General features: G+C 73.5%; 18 protein-coding genes. 16 read left to right on the top strand and 2 right to left on the bottom strand.

All coding sequences use genetic code 11. The features are described 5' to 3' along the window. The first annotated feature begins 255 nt into the window (after positions 1–255). The 6 genes from ACFYYB_RS36180 to ACFYYB_RS36205 all read left to right on the top strand — a co-directional run bounded on the left by ACFYYB_RS36180 (position 256) and on the right by ACFYYB_RS36205 (position 6,945). Positions 256–1,098 (top strand): BTAD domain-containing putative transcriptional regulator, encoded by an 843-nt coding sequence (locus ACFYYB_RS36180; RefSeq protein WP_389441591.1) that lies wholly within the window; start codon positions 256–258, stop codon positions 1,096–1,098. Between the two features lie 92 nt (positions 1,099–1,190). Further along, positions 1,191–1,895, top strand: a complete 705-nt coding sequence (locus tag ACFYYB_RS36185; RefSeq protein WP_389441594.1) for a ScbR family autoregulator-binding transcription factor — start codon at positions 1,191–1,193, stop codon at positions 1,893–1,895. A gap of 33 nt (positions 1,896–1,928) precedes the next feature. Then, a complete protein-coding gene (locus ACFYYB_RS36190) occupies positions 1,929–2,831 on the top strand; it encodes a phosphopantetheine-binding protein (protein ID WP_389441596.1) in 903 nt (300 codons plus the stop codon). Between the two features lie 33 nt (positions 2,832–2,864). Then, positions 2,865–4,862 (top strand): polyketide synthase, encoded by a 1,998-nt coding sequence (locus tag ACFYYB_RS36195; protein ID WP_389441599.1) that lies wholly within the window; start codon positions 2,865–2,867, stop codon positions 4,860–4,862. Then, positions 4,859–5,680 carry a 4'-phosphopantetheinyl transferase family protein gene (locus ACFYYB_RS36200; protein WP_389441601.1) on the top strand — a complete coding sequence of 274 codons (822 nt, stop codon included), beginning with the start codon at positions 4,859–4,861 and terminating at the stop codon, positions 5,678–5,680. The genes ACFYYB_RS36195 and ACFYYB_RS36200 overlap by 4 nt, the downstream gene beginning before the upstream one ends. A gap of 338 nt (positions 5,681–6,018) precedes the next feature. Further along, positions 6,019–6,945 (top strand): MBL fold metallo-hydrolase, encoded by a 927-nt coding sequence (locus ACFYYB_RS36205; protein WP_389441603.1) that lies wholly within the window; start codon positions 6,019–6,021, stop codon positions 6,943–6,945. Positions 6,946–7,012: 67 nt separating this feature from the next. On the opposite strand, the gene ACFYYB_RS36210 is transcribed toward ACFYYB_RS36205, so the two are convergent. Continuing rightward, positions 7,013–8,035 carry a BTAD domain-containing putative transcriptional regulator gene (locus tag ACFYYB_RS36210; RefSeq protein ID WP_389441605.1) on the bottom strand — a complete coding sequence of 341 codons (1,023 nt, stop codon included), beginning with the start codon at positions 8,033–8,035 and terminating at the stop codon, positions 7,013–7,015. 245 nt (positions 8,036–8,280) lie between these two features. Here ACFYYB_RS36210 and ACFYYB_RS36215 point away from each other — a divergent pair, with 245 nt between their 5' ends. The 6 genes from ACFYYB_RS36215 (at position 8,281) to ACFYYB_RS36240 (ending at position 14,159) form a co-directional block, all read left to right on the top strand. Next, the gene (locus ACFYYB_RS36215; protein ID WP_389441608.1) at positions 8,281–9,102 is read left to right on the top strand and encodes a BTAD domain-containing putative transcriptional regulator; all 822 of its coding nucleotides are present in this window, start codon (positions 8,281–8,283) and stop codon (positions 9,100–9,102) included. Positions 9,103–9,264: 162 nt separating this feature from the next. After that, complete coding sequence (locus ACFYYB_RS36220) at positions 9,265–10,035, top strand: thioesterase II family protein (RefSeq protein ID WP_389441611.1); 771 nt, start codon at positions 9,265–9,267, stop codon at positions 10,033–10,035. Beyond that, on the top strand, positions 10,032–11,297 hold the full coding sequence (locus ACFYYB_RS36225) for a beta-ketoacyl-[acyl-carrier-protein] synthase family protein (RefSeq protein ID WP_389441614.1): 1,266 nt from the start codon (positions 10,032–10,034) through the stop codon (positions 11,295–11,297). Before ACFYYB_RS36220 ends, ACFYYB_RS36225 begins: the two co-directional genes overlap by 4 nt. After that, positions 11,294–12,565: a ketosynthase chain-length factor gene (locus ACFYYB_RS36230; RefSeq protein ID WP_389441617.1), complete on the top strand. Its 1,272-nt coding sequence runs from the start codon at positions 11,294–11,296 to the stop codon at positions 12,563–12,565. The genes ACFYYB_RS36225 and ACFYYB_RS36230 overlap by 4 nt, the downstream gene beginning before the upstream one ends. Before the next feature lie 66 nt (positions 12,566–12,631). Next, on the top strand, positions 12,632–12,898 hold the full coding sequence (locus tag ACFYYB_RS36235) for an acyl carrier protein (RefSeq protein ID WP_389441620.1): 267 nt from the start codon (positions 12,632–12,634) through the stop codon (positions 12,896–12,898). Between the two features lie 4 nt (positions 12,899–12,902). Next, positions 12,903–14,159: an FAD-dependent monooxygenase gene (locus ACFYYB_RS36240; RefSeq protein ID WP_389441624.1), complete on the top strand. Its 1,257-nt coding sequence runs from the start codon at positions 12,903–12,905 to the stop codon at positions 14,157–14,159. A 67-nt stretch (positions 14,160–14,226) separates the two neighbouring features. Here ACFYYB_RS36240 and ACFYYB_RS36245 read toward each other — a convergent pair whose 3' ends face one another. Continuing rightward, the gene (locus ACFYYB_RS36245) at positions 14,227–14,691 is read right to left on the bottom strand and encodes a nuclear transport factor 2 family protein (protein WP_389441627.1); all 465 of its coding nucleotides are present in this window, start codon (positions 14,689–14,691) and stop codon (positions 14,227–14,229) included. 157 nt (positions 14,692–14,848) lie between these two features. On the opposite strand from ACFYYB_RS36245, the gene ACFYYB_RS36250 reads away from it, so the two are divergent. From ACFYYB_RS36250 to ACFYYB_RS36265, 4 genes are read left to right on the top strand one after another with little or no spacing between them, the layout of a single operon-like run. Next, positions 14,849–16,444 (top strand): class I adenylate-forming enzyme family protein, encoded by a 1,596-nt coding sequence (locus tag ACFYYB_RS36250; protein WP_389441630.1) that lies wholly within the window; start codon positions 14,849–14,851, stop codon positions 16,442–16,444. 59 nt (positions 16,445–16,503) lie between these two features. After that, the gene (locus ACFYYB_RS36255) at positions 16,504–18,321 is read left to right on the top strand and encodes an FAD-dependent oxidoreductase (RefSeq protein ID WP_389441633.1); all 1,818 of its coding nucleotides are present in this window, start codon (positions 16,504–16,506) and stop codon (positions 18,319–18,321) included. Continuing rightward, positions 18,318–19,127 (top strand): SDR family NAD(P)-dependent oxidoreductase, encoded by an 810-nt coding sequence (locus ACFYYB_RS36260; RefSeq protein WP_389441636.1) that lies wholly within the window; start codon positions 18,318–18,320, stop codon positions 19,125–19,127. The genes ACFYYB_RS36255 and ACFYYB_RS36260 overlap by 4 nt, the downstream gene beginning before the upstream one ends. Continuing rightward, a complete protein-coding gene (locus ACFYYB_RS36265) occupies positions 19,127–20,086 on the top strand; it encodes an aromatase/cyclase (protein WP_389441639.1) in 960 nt (319 codons plus the stop codon). The genes ACFYYB_RS36260 and ACFYYB_RS36265 overlap by 1 nt, the downstream gene beginning before the upstream one ends. Positions 20,087–20,154: the final 68 nt, after the last annotated feature.

Consider the following 20,154-nt stretch of genomic DNA (forward strand, 5'->3'; position numbering starts at 1 on the left):
GACCGAGGCCGCCCCAAGAGAGACTCGTTGGTCTGTTTTTGGCAAATCTAGGGCTGCCCTGGAGGGGAGTGAGAGCGGTCGTGGGGGTGGGTCCGGTCCTCGTGCCGATTGGTAAATGCCCAGCTCAGAGGCGGTGAATGGGGGTCGCTCGGAGGGCTTGGGAAGGTAAAAACGGCACGGTCGGTTTTGCGTTGACAAACCGCCGGACCTGTTTTTTACTGACGAAGGCTCATCCACGGACAGGGGAGTACAGCTGTGGACATCGAAGTACTGGGCACACTGGCGGTGCGGGAGCACGGAGTCTCCCTGACGCCCACCGCCCCCAAGCCGCGACAGGTGCTGGCGCTGCTGGCACTCCACGCCGATCAGGTCGTGCCGGTGTCGGCCCTGATCGAGGAACTGTGGGCGGGAGCACCGCCGCGCAGCGCCCGCACCACGCTGCAGACCTACGTGCTGCAGCTGCGGGCCCTCATCGCGACCGCTCTGGAACAGGGCGCGTCCGAAGGCGACGAGGTCCCCGCGGGCCGGCGCACCGCCAAGGAGGTGCTCGTCACGCTGCCCGGCGGATACCTGCTCAGCAGCGGTGAAGGCACCAGCGACGTCCGCGAGTTCGACCGGCTGGCCGGGATGGGCTACCGGGCCATGGACACGGGTGACTTCCCGGTCGCGGCCCGACTGCTGCGCGAGGCGCTGGCCCTGTGGTCGGGGCCGGCCTTCGCCGACGTACAGGGCGGGATCCAGCTCGACATGGAGATCCGGCGGCTGGAGGAGACCCGGCTGTGCGCCCTCGACCAGCGCATCGAGGCCGATCTGCGGATCGGGCGGCACCGCGAGCTGGTCGCCGAACTGACCGTGCTCGTCTCGCGGTACCGCACGCACGAGAACCTGCACGGCCAGTTCATGCTGGCCCTGCACCGCTCCGGCCGCCGGGGCGAGGCCCTCGACGTCTACCAGCGGCTGCGCGCCACCCTCGTACGCGAGCTCGGACTCGAGCCGTCGGCCGCCCTGCGCCGGCTGCAGCGCTCGATCCTCATGGCCAGCCCCGAGGGCCCGGTGGTGGCGGAGCCCATCGGCGATCGACTCGCACGCGTGGGCTGAGATAGATGGCCGTACGCGATACCAGGAATGCGGCCGCGACCGGCTCGCCGGGCCGCACGCGCGCCCGGACGACGAGGCGAGGAGGCGGCGCGATGCAGGACAGGTCGGAGCGGACCCACAGGAAGCTCGTGCACGCGGGGGCCGAACTGTTCCACCGCAGTGGTTACGCGAACGCCACGCTCGGCGAGATCGCCACGTTCGCCGGGGTGACCAAGGGGGCCCTGTACTTCCACTTCGCCTCCAAGGAAGAACTGGCGGAGGCGGTCCAGCTGCGCGGCCGCGAGCTCCTGCACGCATCGGTGCGCGAACTGCGCGCATCCGGAAGCTCTCCGCTCCAGACCCTGGTCGACACGACGCACTGGCTCGCCCTCAACCTGCGCGAGGAACCGGCGATCCCGGCCAGCTTCCGCATCACCAAGGAATGCGCGGGACTGTCCACACTCGCCACCGACTTCCACCGGATCTGGCTCACGGAGGTCTGCGGGCTGCTGCGCCAGGCCCGGGACGCGGGCGAACTCCGCGCCGAGGGCCGCTGGGAGAGCATCGAATCCCTGGTCGCCGCGGCGGCCTGCGGCATCGAGGCGCTCGCCGCCACGGGCATGCCGTACGCCGAGCTGCAGCGCCGGGTGTCCGGGCTGTGGTCGCTGCTGCTGCCGAGCCTGGTGCCCGAGGGCGCGGAGAAGAACTTCCGAGTCGGGATGGCGGGTACCGATCCCGCGCCCCGCCTCGTGGGTGACGCCCTGGACGACCCCGCGGACGGCCGGTCCCGGCCGGTGTTCTCGGGCAGCACAGCGTGATCCCGTGCCACCGACGGCTTGGAGGAGCCTGCGATGACGAATGAACATCCTGCGGACGTACTGACGGACCTCATCGGGGTGCTCGGCGACGTCCTGCGGGTCAAGCCGGAGAAGATCGACCCCGAGCAGACCTTCCAGTCCATGGGGCTCGACTCCCTGCTGGTCGTGGAGTTCGTGGCCGTGGTCAACACCCGCTACGGGCTGCGGGTGCTGGCGACCGACCTGTACGACTTCCCGACGCCGGCCTCCTTCGCGCGCGAGGTCGCGCGGGCGGCGAGCAGCGCGGCCGCCACCGTCTCCGCACCGGCCACCCTCTCCGCACCGGCGCCCGTCTCCGCACCGGCGCCCGCCGCCGCTGTCGCCCCCGTGCCCGCCGCCGCCGTCCCGGTGTCGGCCGCGGGCCTCGAGCCGCAGGTCGCCGCGCCCGTCCGGCAGGTGCCGACGGCCGCCGCGGCGACCCGGATCGCGGAGGTACTGCGGGAACAGCTCGCGGGGATCCTGTGCTGCGACCCCTGGGACATCAACACCACCGCCGCGTTCAACGTGCTGGGTGTGGACTCCATCGTGGGCGCGGAGTTCATCGCGGCCGTCAACAGCGCCTTCGGTCTCCAGGAGCGGTCGGTGCTGCTCTACGAGCACCCCAACCTCGCCGCGATGGCCGCGTACATCGCGGCGCGCACCGGGGCGGCCGCGCAGGACTTCGCCCCTGCCCCGGCGGCCGTCGGGCTCCGCGCTCCCCAGGCACCGGAGCCGGCGTTCCGGCCGGCCGCCGGGCCGGTCCCCTCCGCTCCCGCCCCCATGACCGTCCTCACCGCCACCCCCGCGCCTGCCGTACGGCAGCTCCGGGGCGGCGATCTCGACGTCCTGCTGGACGCGATCCGCGACGACCGGCTCACCGTCGACGAGGCACTCGTGCTGCTCGCCCGACGCGGCTGAAGCCGTTTTCACCCTGAGAAGGAGCGCGTCCAGATGGACGAGAAGGAAGTCCTGACCCGGTTCAAGAACGGCCATCTGGACCGGGCCCAGGTGGCCGCGCTGCTGACCGGCGCCGCCGGTGCCGCCACCGGCTCGGGTCCCGTCGTCTTCCGGCTGCCGGACGTCTGGCCCGAGCCGGACGCCGAAGACCCGTCCCACGCCGCGGCACACCCGGCCGCCGGCCCCGGGGCGGATTTCGCGCCGCTCAGCAGCGCCGCGCCGCTCACCACCGCCGTGCCCCTGACCACGGCCGGGCCGCTCACCACCGCCGTGCCCCTCGCCCCCGCCGGGCCGCTCGCCGAGCCGGTCGCGGTGGTCGGTATGGCAGGGCGCTATCCGGGCGCGCCCGACCTCGCCGCCTTCTGGCGGCAGGCGCGCGGCGGGCACGACAGCGCCTCCGCGCCGCCCCCCGGACGACCCGGTGACGAGCGGGGCCACTACCTGGAACGCGTACAGGACTTCGACCCGGAGTTCTTCGGGATCGACGCGCACGAAGCCGCCCTGATGGACCCCCAGGAGCGGTTGTTCCTCGAAACCGCGTGGGAAGCCCTCGAGGACGCCGGCCACACCGGCGGCCGCCTGGACGCCCTGACCGCCGCCGACGGGACGCCGCGCAGCGTCGGGGTGTTCACCGGCGCCGGGACCGGCGACTACGCGCTGCTCGCCGCCCGCACGTGGCGGCGCGAGCGGCCCCGGCCGATGCCCCGCGGCGGCCAGTGGAGCCTGCCCAACCGGCTCTCGGCCCTGCTCGGCCTCACCGGCCCCAGCCAGTCGGTCGACACCGCGGAATCCTCCGTGCTCGTCGCGCTCCACCTCGCCGCCGCCGCCCTGCACCGCGGCGAATGCGCCGCCGCGCTCGTCGGCGGCGTCCGGCTGCTGCTGCACCCCTCCAGCCGCCACCCCGGAGCGGGCGAAGGCGTCGGCGCGTTCCTGCTCAAGCCCCTGGCACGGGCCCTGGCCGACGGGGACGCCGTCCACTGCGTGGTCCGCGGCAGCGCGGTCGGCCACACCGCACCCGACCCCACGGCGCCCGGACCCGGCCGCAGGTCCCGGGCCGCTGCCGGGCGTACGGAAGCCGCCGCGCGAGCCGTCAGCTTCCCGGGCGGGGCTTGCGCCGCGCCCGGTACCCGGTTGCCCGGCCCGGCCCGGCCCGACGCGGCGGACGTCCCGGCGTCGCGGGTGCTGCGCACGGCACTGCGCGCCGCCGGTGTGGACGCGTCGGCCGCCACCGTCCGCGAGGACGCCGGATCCGTACGCGCGCTCGTCGGCGACGCGGGCGCCGCGACCGGGGCGGCCGTCCTGACCCGGGCCGTCCTCCAACTGCGCCACCGGGTCCTGGCGCCCGGGTCCGGGCGCGCCGAGGCGCAGCCCTGGGAGAGCGCGCCGAGCGGGGAGAGCGCGCCGCGCCGGATCTGCGTCGGCATGCGCGGCTCCGGCGGCGCGGACGCGCACGTGGTCCTGGAGGAGTACCTGCCCGGCGCGACGGTGCGGGGCCCGGACGGGGAGCCCGCCGCCGGCGAGCTGTTCGTGCTCTCCGCCCCCACCCCCGCCCACCTGACCGCCACCGCCCGGCGGTTCGCCGAACTGCTCGGCGGACCCGGCCCGGTGCCCCCGCTCGACGGGGTCGCCCGCGCCCTGCGCACGGGCCGGGCCGCGATGGACTGCCGGTTCGCGGCGGTCGTCGGCGACACCGGCGAACTGGTCCGGGCCCTGGAGCGGTTCGTACGGGACGGGGCGCCCTGCGCCGATCTGCGGGACGGCGGAGCCGACCCGCACGGGCTGGGCGAAGTCCCGGAGACCGACGGGTACCTCGCCGCGCTCTGGCGGGCCGGGCACCTGCACCAACTGCGAGGCCTGTGGCTGTCCGGGCTGGACGTCGACTGGGCGGCGCTGGAGCCGTCCCACGGGGGCGCCGCCGTCGCGGCGCAGCTGCCCGCATCCGCGTTCCTGCGCGTTCCGCTGTGGCTGGGCGGCGAAGAGGAGTCGGCATGACCACGGTGTCTCTCCACCCGGCGGGGCCGGGGGAACACGAGCCGCCCCCGGTCAACCTGTGGTTCTGCCCCAACGAGGACCTCGCGCCCGGGATCGCGGCGACCCTGGCCTCGTACTGGCTGGACGAGAACGAGCAGGAGGTGGCGGGCCGTTTCCTCTTCGAACGCGACCGCCGCCAGTACCTCGTCGCCCACGCGCTGGTGCGCCGGGTACTGGCGCTGGAGACCGGAATACCCGAGGCCGAGGCGATCATCTGGCGTTCCTCGCGCGGGCGGCCGTTCCTCCAGACGCCCGCCGGCGGCCTGCCGCGCGGCGCCGGCGCGCTGGACTTCAACCTCTCGCACGCCAACACCTACAACCTGATGGGTGTCTCCCGGGGCCTGCGCATCGGGGTCGACGTCGAGCGGCTGGACCGCGGTGAGCGCGGACTGGAGAACATCATCGCGACGTTCTCCGCCGAGGAGCAGGAATGGATCGCCAGCGCCGCCCCCGGGCGGCCGCGCGACCGGCGCGTTCTGCGGCTGTGGACGCTGAAGGAGGCGTACTCGAAGGCCCGCGGGCTGGGACTCGGCCTGCCGTTCGACTCCTTCGCGTTCACCTTGGCCGAGGACCGGGGCGTCCTCTCCTTCCGGCCGCCCGCCGACGACTCGGCGGCGCGCTGGCGGTTCCTGGAGGTCGAGCCGGTGCCCGAGGTACTGGCGGCGGTGGCGGTCGAGGTCGAGGACTCGCGGCCGCCGGCCGTCCATCTGCACCACGGATTCCCGTGGGGGCGCGCCGCGCCGCGCCGCCTGGTCCTGCCGGAGACCGCCGGAGTCTGACCGCCCCACCGGCGGGTGGCCGCGCTCCGGTCGCCCGCCGAACTCTTGATTCCGGCCTGAACTCGACCATGCGCACCCGCGAAAAAGCCTGGCGGCGTTCCGGTCGGACGATTTTGAGAACAGGCCGATCGGAAGACCGCTCGAAATCCGATCGAGGGTGCGGAAGAAATAGACCAGGGTCCGGTTATCGTGTTCGGCCGAAATCCGGATATCAGTGGGAAGCAGCGGGAAATCGGCCGTGGCCACGGTGCGGATCCGGAGAATTCAGATCGGTCTGCGTAGTCACATGGTCAAGGGGCCCGTACGGGGGCGCCCGCCGTGAACAGAAAGGGGTCTCCGTGCACGCCACGACCGCCACAAGGCCGGCCGGCGCCACCGTCACCGAGGTCGCCGAGGGAGTCCACGCGTACGTCCAGCCCGAAGGCGGCTGGTGCCTGAACAACGCGGGCATCCTCACCGACGGCGGCCACAGCGCGCTCGTCGACACCGCCGCCACCGAGAGCCGGGCCCGGCAGCTGCGCCGGGCCGCGCTGAACCTGGCGCCGCTGCCGCCGCGCGCCCTCGTCAACACGCACTTCCACGGCGACCACACCTACGGCAACTTCGTCTTCCCCGAGGCCCTGACCATCGGCCACGAGCGGACCCGCGCCATGGTCCAGGCGGCAGGGCTGCACATGGCCGGGCTGTGGCCCGACGTCTGCTGGGGCGACATCGAGATCACCCCGCCCGAACTGACCTTCCGGGACCGCACGACGCTCCACGTGGGCGCCATCCGGGCCGAGCTCGTCCACATCGGCCCGGCAGCCCACACCACCGACGACACGATCGTCTGGCTGCCCGACCGGAGCGTGCTGTTCACCGGCGACCTCGTGATGAACGGGGTCACGCCCTTCTGCGTCATGGGGTCCGTGGCGGGCTCCCTGCGCGCGCTGGACCAGCTGCGCGCCCTGGGCGCCACCACGGTCGTCCCCGGTCACGGGCCGGTCGGCGGCCCGGAGCTCCTCGACGCCACCGAGACCTACCTGCGCTGGATCCAGCGCCTGGCCAAGGAGGGCGTCGGGGCCGGCGCGACCCCGCTCGAGCTGGCCCGTGCCACCGACTTGGGCCCCTACGCCGAGCTGCTGGACACCGAGCGCCTGCTGCCCAACCTCCATCGCGGATACGCCGAGGAACAGGGGCTGCCCGAGGGGTCACCGCTGGACGTCGGGGCCCTGTTCCAGGAGATGACCGCCTACCACGGCCGCCCCCCGGAGTGCCTCGCCTGAGCCGACGCGCCGAAACCCCCTGCCGCAAGCACCCGGCAGGGGGTCCTTTCGTACGGGCGCGCGAGCGTCAGAGGAGCTGCCCGCCCGATGCCGCGACGGCGGCCGGGGCCAGCAGGTTGAAACGCCGGATCAGTTCCTCCTGCTCCCGGCTGAGCGAGGTGATCCGGTCGCCGAGACGGGCGATCTCACGGCCGAGTTCGAGCAGGTCAGCGTCCGGGGTCGGTGGGGCGGTCGCGGCGCCCGGAACGGGCGGCGCGGGCCGCGGCACCGCGAGGGACGGAGCGTGGCGCAGGATCGCCTCCATCCGCTCGCGCAGGGCAGGGCCCGGCTCCACGCCGAGCTCGTCCACCAGCCTCCGGCGGGCCCGCTCGTACACGCCCAGCGCCTCCGTCTGCCGACCGCACCGGTACAGGGCCAGCATCTGGAGGTCGTAGAGCCGCTCGCGCACCGGGTGGCCGGCCGTCAGCCGCTCCAGCTCCCGCGTGACCTCGGAGTGCCGCCCGCTGCGCAGGTACGCGTCGTACAGCGTCTCCAGGGTGGTCAGCCGCAGCTCCTCCAGGCGGTCCGCCTCCACCGTGCAGACGGGCCCCTGCACGCTGCCTTGCAGCGCCGGGCCGCGCCACAGGGCGAGCGCTCCGCTCAGCAGTTCCGCCGCGTGCCCGGGGTCGGCGCCGAGCGCCGCCCGGCCCTCGGCGGACAGGCGGTGGAAGCGTTGGGCGTCGGTGGTGGCCCGGCCCAGCCGCAGCAGGTAGCCCATCGAGCGGGTGGCGATCCACTCGTGGCCGCCCGCGTCCGGAGCCCCGCTCTGCAACAGGCGGCGCAGCCGGGCCACATGGGCGTGCAGCGCGTTGGCCGCGCTCACCGGCGGCCGGTCGCCCCACAACTCGTGGATGAGCCGCTCCGCGGACAGCACGTGGCCCGCCTGGACCACCAGGGCGCCGAGCAGCGCCCGCTGCTTGGCGCCGGAGGGCACGAGGTGGGCTCCCGTACGCCGGTCGAACACCTCCACCGGGCCCAGGACGCGGAAGTCCACCCCGGTGTCGTCCTCGGAGCCCCGGGCGCGTGGTGCGCCGGGTACGTCGAAATCCATGGTGCCTCCTCCCGGCGATCTGGCGGGATCTATGGAAAGACACGAAGACCGGCGGGGCAAAAGAATTATGTGCCGGTTTTAATCCCCTGAGCGGAATCTACCATCTTGCTTTCCGCCTGTAAGCAGGTGGGATGGAGGGCTGCTCGACACCTGCTCAAGAATTCGGGGACGCCGCACCGCACCCGCTACCGTTCCGAGTCGAAGGCTGAAAATCGATGGGAACTCGACGAAATACGGAGGAGACCGTGAAGATTCAGGTTCTGGGTCCGTTGAGTGCCGAGGTCAACGGGGGCTCGATTGTTCCGACGGCCGGCAAGCCGCGCCAGATCCTGGCGCTGCTCGCGCTCTATCCGGGGCGGGTGATGCCCGTACAGACCCTCATGGAGGAGATCTGGGGCACCGAGCTTCCGCAGAGCGCGCTCACGACGCTGCAGACGTACATCCTGCAACTGCGCAGGAGACTGGGCACGGCCATGGGCCCCGGGGTACCGGGCAGCGCCAAGGACGTGCTCGCGACCCGGCACGGCGGCTACCTGCTGCAGATTCCGCCGGACGCGGTCGACGTCCACGAGTACGAGACGCTCGTGGCGGGCGGACAGCAGGCATTCGAAGAGGGGGACGACGGGCGTGCGGCCGACCTGCTGCGCAAGGCGCTCGAATTGTGGAACGGACCCGCACTGGTCGACGTACGGGTGGGACCGATCCTGGAGATCGAGGTCATGCGCCTCGAGGAGAGCAGGCTCGTGACCGTCGAGCGGCGCATCGACGCGGACCTGCGCCTGGGCCGGCACGTCGAGGTCATCGCCGAGCTGACCGAGCTGATCGCCCGGCACCCGCAGCACGAGGGCCTGCACTCACAGGCCATGGTCGCGCTGTACCGGTCCGGCCGCCAGGCCACGGCTCTGGACGTCTACCGCAGGCTGCGCAACCGCCTGATAGACGAGCTCGGGGTGGAGCCCTCCCCGCAGTTGCAGCGCCTGCACCAGGCCATGCTGACGGTGGATCCGGCGCTGGACGTGATGGCGGGCCCGCGCCGCGGATCGACGTTCGACCGGTACGCGGCCTAGGCGTAGTGACCCGCAGGGGGAGCCGCCGCCGGCTCCCCCCTCTCCCGGCCCGCCACCGCCGCACCGCATCGCCTCCTGGACCCGTACACACCGATTCGAGCCGGTCTCGAGCGGGGTCGGTGAGGGTCGAGGCCTACGCGGCGCGGTTCCCGGGAGGTGGCGATGGGCGACGGACAGGCCGTACGGCTGCATTGCTTCGCACATGCGGGGGCCGGAGTGTCCTCGTTCTACCGGTGGGACAAGGCCGTCGGGAGCGGGGTGAAGACCACGTCCTGGCTGCTGCCCGGACGCGACGAGCGGCGTCGGGAGCCCCGGCTGACCGGCCGTGACGAGCTCCTGGCCGACCTGGCGCCCCTCTTCGAGCGGATCGCCGACGAGCCCGGCACCCCCTACATCCTCTACGGGCACAGCCTCGGCGCGACGGTCGCCCTCACGGTCACCCACGCCCTGCAGGAGTACGGGCTGCCGCTGCCCGCACTGCTGGCCGTCGGGGCCAGCCCGCCGCCGGACGCCCCGGCCGCCCTCGCGAACTGTGCCGAGCTGCCGGACGCGGAACTGCTGCGCGTCCTGGACCGGTTCGACGCACTGCCGCCCGGCGTGCGGCCCGGAGACGTGTGGTTCCGGTCGGTCGTCCCCGTGCTCCGCGCCGATCTGAAGCTCGCCCGCAATCTGCGGGCCGCCGCCACCGCGCCGACCGCGCCCGGCCCCGCGCCGGTACCACTGCTCGCGGTCACCGGCAGCAAGGACCCCCTCGTCGGCGCCGAGGCCGCCGAGGGCTGGAACCGCTGGACCACCGGACCGTTCGTCCGGCGGACCGTGCCCGGCGGCCACTTCTTCGTCCGGGGCGGCGAACTGCCCCGGATGCTCGGCCGGGCCGCCCGCATCGTGCTCCGCGGCCACAGCGACCAGACAGGACAGGGGGAAGGGCGATGAGACGAGTCGTCATCACGGGCATCGGGGTCGTGGCCCCGGGCCGCCCGGGCACCAAGGAATTCTGGTCGCTGCTGACCGATGGCCGTACGGCCACCCGCGCCATCACGCTCTTCGACGCGACCGGCTTCCGCTCCCGGATCGCCGCCGAGGCGGACTTCGACCCGCAGGAATCCGGACTCACCGCCGAGCAGTCCGGGCGGCTGGACCGCGCCACCCAGTTCGCCGTCGTCAGCGCCCGAGAGGCCCTCGAGGACAGCGGTCTGGCAGGCCTCCACGACGCCGCACGCACCGGGGTCACCCTCGGCAGCGCGCTGGGCTGCACCACCGGCCTCGACGCCGCGTACGGGGTCGTCAGCGAGCAGGGCACCCGTACGCTCGTCGACCACACCAAGGCCGCGCCCCACCTGTACGACTACTTCGTCCCCAGCTCGATGGCGGCCGAGGTGGCCCGTACGGTCGGAGCCCAAGGGCCCGTGGCGCTCGTGTCCACCGGCTGCACCTCCGGTCTCGACGCGATCGGGCACGCCGTCGATCTGGTCCGCGAGGGCAGCGCCGACGTGATGGTCACCGGCGCGGCCGAGGCGCCCATCACGCCGATCACCGTCGCCTGCTTCGACGCCATCCGCGCCACCTCCACCCGCAACGACGAGCCGGAGACCGCCTCCCGGCCTTTCGACCGCACCCGCAACGGGTTCGTCCTGGGGGAGGGCTCGGCCGTCCTCGTCATCGAGGAGTACGAGCACGCCCGCACCCGCGGCGCGCACATCTACGCCGAGATCTCCGGCTTCGCCTCGCGCAGCAACGCGTACCACATGACCGGACTGCGGCCCGACGGAGTCGAGATGGCAGCCGCCATCACGGCAGCGCTCGACGAGGCGCGGCTGCTGCCCGGGCACATCGACTACATCAACGCGCACGGCTCCGGCACGAAGCAGAACGACAAGCACGAGACCGAGGCGTTCAAGCGCAGCCTGGGACAACGGGCGTACGAGGTCCCCGTCAGCTCCATCAAGTCGATGATCGGGCACTCGCTCGGCGCGATCGGGGCCCTCGAAGTGGCCGCCTGCGCCCTCGCCATCGAGCACGACACGGTCCCGCCGACGGCGAACCTGCACGAGCCCGACCCGGCCTGCGACCTCGACTACACCCCCCTGACCGCCCGCCGGCAGCGCACCGACGCGGTCCTGACCGTCGGCAGCGGCTTCGGCGGGTTCCAGAGCGCGATGATCCTGACCAGCCCGAGCCTGAAGGCGGACCGATGAACACCGCAGTCGCCGTCCCCGCCCCGGCCCGGACCGCCTCCGTCGCCTCGCGCACGGCGGCCCCCGTCGTCACCGGCATCGGCGTGGCCGCCCCCAACGGGCTCGGCACCGAGGCCTGGTGGTCCGCCGTCCTGCGCGGAGAATCGGGCATCCGGCCGGTCACCCGGTTCGACGCGAGCGGCTACCCGGCGAAGCTGGCCGGGGAGGTGCCCGGATTCGTCGACGCCGACCACGTCTCCAGCCGGCTGATGCCGCAGACCGACCGCGTCACCCGGCTCTCGCTCGCCGCGGCGAAGGAGGCGCTCGACGACGCCGGGGCCGACCCCGCCCAGTTGCCCGACCACGCCGCGGGCGTGGTCACCGCCAACTCCTTCGGTGGCTTCGAATTCGGCCAGCAGGAGCTCCAGGCGCTGTGGAGCAAGGGCGGCCAGCACGTCTCGGCGTACCAGTCCTTCGCCTGGTTCTACGCCGTCAACAGCGGCCAGATATCCATCCGGCACGGCCTGCGGGGAGCCTCCGGGGTGATCGTCTCCGAGCAGGCCGGCGGCCTCGACGCGATGGCCCACGCCCGGCGCCAGATCCGCAAGGGCGCCGAACTCGTCGTCACCGGCGGCATCGACTCCGCGCTGTGCTCCTGGGGCTGGGCCGCCTACCTGGCCGGCGGGGGGCTCACCGACCGGGAGGACCCGGCCCGCGCCTACCTGCCGTTCTCCGAGGACGCGAGCGGCTACGTCGCGGGAGAGGGCGGCGCGCTGCTCGTCCTGGAAGGGGCCGAGGAGGCGCGCCGGCGCGGCGCCCGCGTCTACGGCAGCCTCGCCGGGCACGCCGCCACCTTCGACGCCGACGGGACCTCCCGGCTCCGCGAGGCCGCGGAGCTCGCGCTCGCCGACGCGGGCGTACACCCCGACGAGGTCGATGTCGTCTTCGCCGACGCGGCCGGCGAGCGCGGCGCCGACCGCGCCGAAGCGGAGGCGATCACCGCACTGTTCGGCCCGCGCGGGGTGCCCGTCACCGCGCCCAAGTCGATGACCGGGCGGCTCGCCGCCGGAGGCGCGGCCCTCGACGTGGCCGCCGCCCTGCTCACCCTGCGCGACCAGCTGATCCCGCCGACCACCGGGACGGAGCTCCCGGCCGACGACTGCCCGCTCGACCTGGTCACCGGAGCGGCCAGCCCCGCGCTGGGGCTGCCGCTGCGGACCGCGCTCGTACTGGCCCGCGGCCGCGGCGGCTTCAACTCCGCCGTCGTGGTCCGCGCCCCCGGCGCCTGACCCGCACCGCGCCCACCCGCACTTCCACTTCACCCACCGCACACCGACGCAGAACTGAGGGAGACCATGGACCGGCTGGAACTCGAGGACCTGAAGCGCATCCTGCGCGAGTGCGCGGGCGAGGACGAGGGCGTCGACCTCGACGGTGACGTCATGGACCTGAACTGGTTCGAGCTGGGCTACGACTCGCTCGCCGTCCTGCAGACCACCGGGTACATCGAGCGCGAGTACGACGTCCTCCTCGACGAGGAGGCCCTCGACGACTCCGACACCCCCCGCCGTTACCTCGCCATGGTCAACGAGGTACTGGCAGCGGCCCGGGCCGCGGTCTGATCCGGTGGGCGAAGCGCTCGACACCGACGTCTGCGTCATCGGCGCCGGCCCCGCCGGGCTCGCGCTGACCCTCATGCTGCTGCGTTCCGGCATCCGCGTGGCCCTCGTCGAGCGTTCCACCGGATTCCGCCGTGACTTCCACGGCGAGCTCCTGCAGCCCGGAGGTCAGCGGATCCTCGACGAGCTCGGCATTCTCGCCGGAGCCGCGGCGCGCGGAGCCGCGAGCCTGCGGGGCTTCCAGGTCCTGGAGCGCGAGCAGGTGCTGCTCGACATCGACTACGGGCGCCTGCCCGCCCCGTACGACCACCTGCTCGCGCTCCCGCAGCCTCATGTGCTGCGGGAACTCCTGGCCGCCTGCCGGAGGCTGCCCGGCTTCACCCCTCTCGAAGGGCACCGGATCGCCGCGCTCCTGGAGAAGCGTCCCGGCAGCCCCTGCCAGGGAGCCGTGGTGCACGGCCCCGACCGGGTGCCGGTCACGGTGCGGGCCGCGGTGGTCGTCGGCGCCGACGGCCGCTTCTCCAAGACCCGTGCGCTCGCAGGCATCGACGCGGGGCGCTGCGCGTCCTTCGCCCACGACGTGGTGTGGTTCTCGCTGCGCGCACCCCACCGGGCCACCGGGCACGTACGGGTGCACCGCGGGCCGGCCAGCGCCGTCATGGTCCACGACACCCACCCCGACCGGTTCAGAGTGGTCTGGACGATGCCGCAGGGCAGGGCCCGCGCCACCGGGCGCGGGATCGAGGACTTCGCGCGGGAACTGGCCGCGATCATGCCGCAGTTCGCCGATCTGCTGCACGAGCAGCTCACCTCCATGGCCGACCTGACCGTGCTCGACGTGTTCGCCTCGCACGCCCGGGAGTGGGTACGCGACGGACTCGTGCTCCTGGGCGACAGCGCGCACACGCACGGGCCCATCGGTGCCCAGGGCATCGACCTGGCCCTGCAGGACGCCGCCGCGCTGCACCCCGTCCTCGTCGCCGCGCTGCACGCGCGGGAGCCCACCGCGCAGCGGCTCGCGGCCTATCGGGACCGGCGGGCGCCCGCGGCGTCCGCCGTGCACCGGACGCAGGTCGCGCAGACCCGCGCGATGTTCGGAGGGGGGCCGCCGGCCGCCGCGTTGCTACGGGCCCGGGCGGCGGGGATCGTCACCCGCACCCCGATCGGTACGAAGATCACCCGGAGGGTCGCGCACGGGCACGACCCGGCCCGGGTCCGCACCGATCTGTTCACCGTCCTGCCCGGCCACCGGTCGCGTCCCTGAGCGGCCCGCTCGGGTCTCCACCCCGCCGCGAGCGGCCGTGGAGCGGGGCCGCGGCCCGGCCGGACCGTCAGTCGAGGTCGTCGCGCGTCACCAGCCGGTGGGCGACCTGCCAGCCGCCGGACGAGTGGACCAGTACGTCTTCCATCACGCAGACCCGGTGCACCTTCGACTCTCCGCCGCGCGGGGTCAGGTACACCAGGGCGTAGCTCCGGGTGTGCAGCGAGCCGTCCGGCTGCGGCTGCACGTCGAGCATGCCGAGCCAGTGCCGCACCCGCTCACCGCCGGTGGCCTGCAGTTCCGCGTTGCGCCGGACGTTCGAGGCGAGCGCCGCGCGGCCGACCACCGGCGCGGGCAGCGTCGGCACGTCGAACACGGCGTCCTCGGTGAACGTCCGCGCCCACGGCTCGGCCTCGAAGGAGTCGAAGAGCTGCATCTGCCGGGAGTAGAACTGCTGCACCTGTGCGTACAGCAGGCCGGACTCCTGTCCCTGGGGCGGGCCGGGGGACACCTCGGCGGCGATCGTCGCGGTCATGGCGGGACTCCGTTCCATTGGTTCCCCACAGCATCTGCGGCGCAGATCGAGCGCTCTTCGAAGACTCCTCAAGCGCGGCTGCCCAGGCTGGGCCGACAGGGTCTAGGGGTGGCGCCGCAGCCGCGGCCGCCCCTTCGGGAGCCAGGAGGACAGCACCATGCCGAGATTCGTCTACCCGGAACTCCCGCTGGACGGCCTGCTGCGCCGGGCGGCGGTCCGCGATCCCGCGGGCCGGGCCGTCCGGACCGCGACCGGGAACGGCATCGCGACCACGGTGACCTTCGCGGAACTGGACAGCCAGGCCGACCGCTTCGCCTCCTACCTGGAGCACGCCTGTGGCCGTCGAAGCGCGCGGATCGGCGTCGCCAACGTTCTCGATCCCGTGTTCGCCGCCGCCTACTACGGGACCGTGCGCAGCGGCAACACGGTGGTGCTCGTCAACCCGCTGATCAAGGAGACGGGCCTGGTCCACATCTTTCGGACGGCCGCCGTGGAAGTGGCGTTCGTGCCGGCCGCCACGGCCGAGCTCCTGATCAAACTGGGCGACCGGCTGCCGGACCTGCGGCGCGTCGTCGTGACGGACGCGCCCGACGGGATCGTCCCCGGCGACGCCCTGCCGCTGGCCGCGGCCTTGGACTCGGCACCGGAGCGGACGGCCCTGCCCGGGGTCGTCGACCTCGACGGCGACGTGTGCATCCAGTTCACCACGGGTACGACGGGCCGCCCCAAGGGCGTCCGGCTCACCCACCGCAACCTGGTGGCGAACGCGGCCCAGACCGCCGCCGCGCACGGCCTCGGCAGCGACTCGGTCACCGTCAACCACCTGCCGCTCTACCACGTCATGCACCTCAACTCGGGGGTGTACGCGGGCGCCTGCCAGGTGCTGTGCACCGACCCCGACCCGGTTGCCTCCCTCGCCGTCGCCGCGCGGGCGGAGGCCACCCACTACTACGGGCTGCCCGCCCGCCTGCACGTGCTGGCCCGGGACGGGCGGCTCACCGACGACTTCCCGGCCGGGCGCCGCCTCACCGCCGTGCTGTCCGGCGGCACCGCCCTGTCCCCGGCCGCCGCCCGCACCCTGAGCGTGAGCCTGGGCGTGCCCGTCATCCAGGGGTACGGGCTGGCCGAACTCTCCCCGCTCTCCCACTGCCAGGACCCGCACCTTCCCCGGAGCGGCTCCGTGGGCCCCGCCGTACCGGGCACCGAATTCCGCGTCGTCCACATCGGCACGCGCACACCGCTCGACGTCTACGCGACCGGCGAGGTCCAGGTCCGCGGGCCGCAGGTGATGGCCGGATACCTCGACGACGACACGCCCTCGCCCATCGACGGGGACGGCTGGTTCTCCACCGGAGACGTCGGCTACCGCAACGAGGACGGCGAACTGTTCCTGGCGGACCGCCTCGACGACGTCTTCAAACACGACAACGAACTCGTCTCGCCCAGCGCCGTCGAACGGGTCGTCGGGGCCGACCCGCGCGTCGCCGAGTGCATCGTGGCGGGCTGGCCCGACCCGGTGCACGGTGAGGTCGTGTGGACGGGCATCGTGCTGCGCGACCCGACCGCACCCGGCCTCCTCGACGTCATCGACTCCGTCGTGGAGCGCGCCAACGCGAGCCTGAACTGGTTCGAGCAGATCCGCCGCGTCGAAGTGATCGACGCCGTGCCGCGCAACCACGTCGGCAAGCCCGACCGGCGCACCCTGCGCAGCGGCCTGCGCGGCCGCGCGGCGGCGGAGGCCGCGGCGGGGTGACCCCGTACGGCCCGCACGGCCCGCGCACTTCATCCCGTACGACCAGAGGAGCGACCACTGTGGCGATCAACGCCGACACATTCCCCACCGCCGGGTCCCCGCGGGTGCTCGTGGTGGGGGCGGGTCCCGTGGGCCTGACCGCCGCCCACGAACTGGCCCGCCGAGGACTGCGCGTACGCGTCGTCGACGGCGCCCCCGGCCCGGCCCCCACCAGCCGCGCGGTGGCCGTTCACCCGCGCACGCTGGAGACCTTCGACCAGATGGGCGTCGTGGACGGGGTGCTCGCCCGGGGACGCAAGAACAGGGCCTTCACGATGTTCGCGCGCGGCCGCCGCCTGGTTCGGCTCGAGGCGGACTACCGTTCGATGCCCACCCGGTTCCCGTACACCGTCATCATCGGGCAGACCGAGACGGAGGAAGTGCTCCGCGACGCCCTGGCCCGGCTCGGCGTCACCATCGAATGGGGGGTCCGGCTGACCTCCCTCGAGCAGGACCGGCACACCGTACGCGCCCGCCTCGAGCACGCCGACGGTGCCACCGAGGAGTACGAGGTGCCCTGGCTGGTCGGCTGCGACGGCGGCCACAGCACGGTGCGCAAGCAGCTCGGGATCCCGCTGCTCGGCGAGTCCAGCGAGACCTGGGCGCTCGCCGACGCGGCCGTGTCCATCGACCTGCCGCCCGACACCATCTACTGGGTCCACACCGGCAGCCAGGCGCTGATGATGGTCCCGTACCAGCGCGACGGCTACTGGCGGCTGCTCGACACCGCCCCCGCGGGGTCGCAGGGTGCTCGCGACACCGCGGAGCGCTTCTCGGAGAAGCTCAGCGCCGGGCTCGGCCGTCCCGTGCGGGTCGGCGAACCCGACTGGACCTCCGTCTTCACCTTCCAGCAGCGCATGGTGCCGCGCATGCACGACCGACGCTGCTTCGTGGCGGGCGATGCCGCCCACGTGCACAGCCCCGCCTCCGGACAGGGCATGAACACCGGTATCCAGGAGGCCTACAACCTCGCGTGGAAGCTCGCCATGGCCGCCCGGGGGCAGGCGGGCCGGGAACTGCTCGCCACGTACGGGCAGGAGCGCGTCCCGATCGGCAAGCAGCTGCTGGGCTCGACCCGCAAGGCCACGTCCCTTGTCCAGTTCAAGAACGCCCTCGCCGGCGTGGGGCTGCCCGTCGCCTTCACCTTCGTACGCAACATCGGTCCGCTGCGCCGGGCCGTCCAGCGCAAGGTGCTCGGCGGCATGTCCGGGCTGCTGCTGTCGTATCCCGAGAGCCCGCTGACCACGGCCGACCCGTTGATGACGGTGCCCGCCGGCTCGCGCGCCGCCGCCGCGGCCGGCCTGCACCCCGACGACCCCGGCTCGGAGGCGCTGCGCGACGAACTGCGCGACGTCCGCTGGTCCCTGGTGTGGACACCGGGCGGGCCGGGCGAGGCAGGACGTGTCGCGGCGGCCGCTGCCGCGGTGCACGACTCGTGGCTGTCGGTGCGGACCGTGCACGGCGACACCGGCACCGGAGGCGGCCCCGGGCCGCTGGCCGACCCCAACGGGCTGCTGCGGCGTTCGCTGGGCCTCTGGCCGGGCGGCTGGGTGCTGATCAGGCCCGACGGCTACATCGCCGCGGGCGGCCCGGAGCTGACCCGGCGCGGGCTCGCGCGGGCCCTGGCCCCGCTGGGCTCGGCCGCCACGTTGCCGGACGTGGTCCGAGACGCGGTCCGGACCGTACGGGCGTACCCGCCGCTGGTGCTGGCGGCGGCCGCGGCCGCCGCCGCCGGAGCCATCGGCTCCGTGCCGGTCCTCGACCCGTCTTCCACCGGATCTCCAGAGCCCGGCGACACGGTCGAGATCTCACCGAGGGTTCTGGAGGGACAACGATGACCACACCGTCAGCGCCGCCGTCGACGGCGCCGCAGAAGCCGGTCGCCCTGGTCACCGGCGGCACGAGCGGCATCGGCCTGGCGATCGTACGGGACCTGGGCAGGCGCGGGCACCGGGTGTTCCTGTGTGCGCGGACCGCGCACACCGTCAAGGAGACCGTCGAGGAGCTGCGCGCCGAGGGCCTGGACGTCGCGGGCATCGCCGCCGACATCCGCTCCCGCGAAGCGGTGACGGAGCTGGTGGCCGCCGCCGTCGCCGAGTTCGGCCCGATCTCCGTCCTGGTCAACAACGCCGGCCGCAGCGGAGGCGGTCCGACCGCCGACATCACCGACGAGCTCTGGTACGACGTCATCGACACCAACCTGAACAGCGTCTTCCTGCTGACCCGGGAGGTGCTCAAGCACGGCGGCCTGGCCGGGGCCTCCTACGGCCGGATCATCAACATCGCCTCCACGGCGGGCAAGCAGGGTGTCCTGCTGGGCGCCCCGTACTCGGCGTCCAAGCACGCCGTCGTCGGCTTCACCAAGGCCCTCGGCAAGGAGCTGGCCCCGGCCGGGATCACGGTCAACGCGGTGTGCCCCGGCTACGTGGAGACCCCGATGGCGCAGCGCGTGCGGGCCGGCTACGCGGCGGCCTGGGACACCACGACCGAGGACGTGCAGGAGCAGTTCGAGGCGAAGATCCCGCTGGGGCGCTACGCGACCCCGGAGGAGGTGGCGGCCATGGTCGGCTACCTGACCACGGATCTCGCCGCCTCCGTCACCGCACAGGCGCTGAACGTCTGCGGCGGACTGGGCAACTTCTGATGGCGGCCGAGCGAGTGCACCGTACCGTGCACGACACCGAGGTGGCCGCCCCCGCGGGCGTGGTCTACGGGCTGATCGCCGACGCTGTCCAGTGGCCGCTGTACTTCCCTCCCAACGTTCACGTGGAGCGCCTGGCGTTCGACGGCGTCCAGGAGCGGCTGCGGATGTGGGCGACGGCGAACGGCCAGGTCAAGTCCTGGACCTCGCGCCGCGTGCTCGACGCGTCCGCACGGCGCATCGAGTTCCGCCAAGAGATCCCCGCGGCCCCGCTGTCGGCGATGACCGGCACCTGGATCGTCGAGCCGCTCGGCGCCGAACGCTGCCGGCTGACGCTGCTGCACGACTTCTCGGTCGAGGGCGACCGGGAGCAGGACGTCGAGTGGGTGGAGCGCGCCACCGACACCAACAGCCGTGCGGAGCTGGCGAACCTGGCGAAGCTGGGCGAGCACTGGGGCAAGCTCGACGAACTCGTGATGTCCTTCGAGGACACCGTCCGCGTGGACGCCCCGCCGGAGCTGGTCTACGCGTTCCTGGAGCGGGCCGACCAGTGGCCGGAGCTGCTGCCGCACGTCTCGCGGCTGGAGCTCACCGAGCCCGGGGACCTGCCCGGCGTCCAGGTCATGGCCATGGACACGCTCACCGCCGACGGGTCCGCCCACACCACCGAATCGGTGCGGGTGTGCTTCCCGGCGGCCGGCCGCATCGCCTACAAGCAGACCCGCACCCCGGCGCTGATGGCGGCCCACACCGGCGTGTGGACGGTCACCGGCGGCGCGTACGGCTCGACGGTCACCTCGCAGCACGGCGTCGTCCTGCGCGAGGAGGCCGTCACCCGGGTGCTGGGCCCCTCCGCCGATCTCGCGGCGGCCCGCCGGTACGTACGCGAAGCGCTGGGGCGCAACAGCACGGCGACCATGACGTACGCCAAGCAGCACGCGGAATCGGCGCTCGCGCGCTGAGACTCCAGGCGCTCTCGAGCGGGACTCCGGCGATCGCGGACAGACTCTGGACCACGTGTGAGTGAGGA

Origin of the sequence: Streptomyces sp. NPDC002886 (genome assembly GCF_042888445.1) — a bacterium.
Taxonomy (GTDB): domain Bacteria; phylum Actinomycetota; class Actinomycetes; order Streptomycetales; family Streptomycetaceae; genus Streptomyces.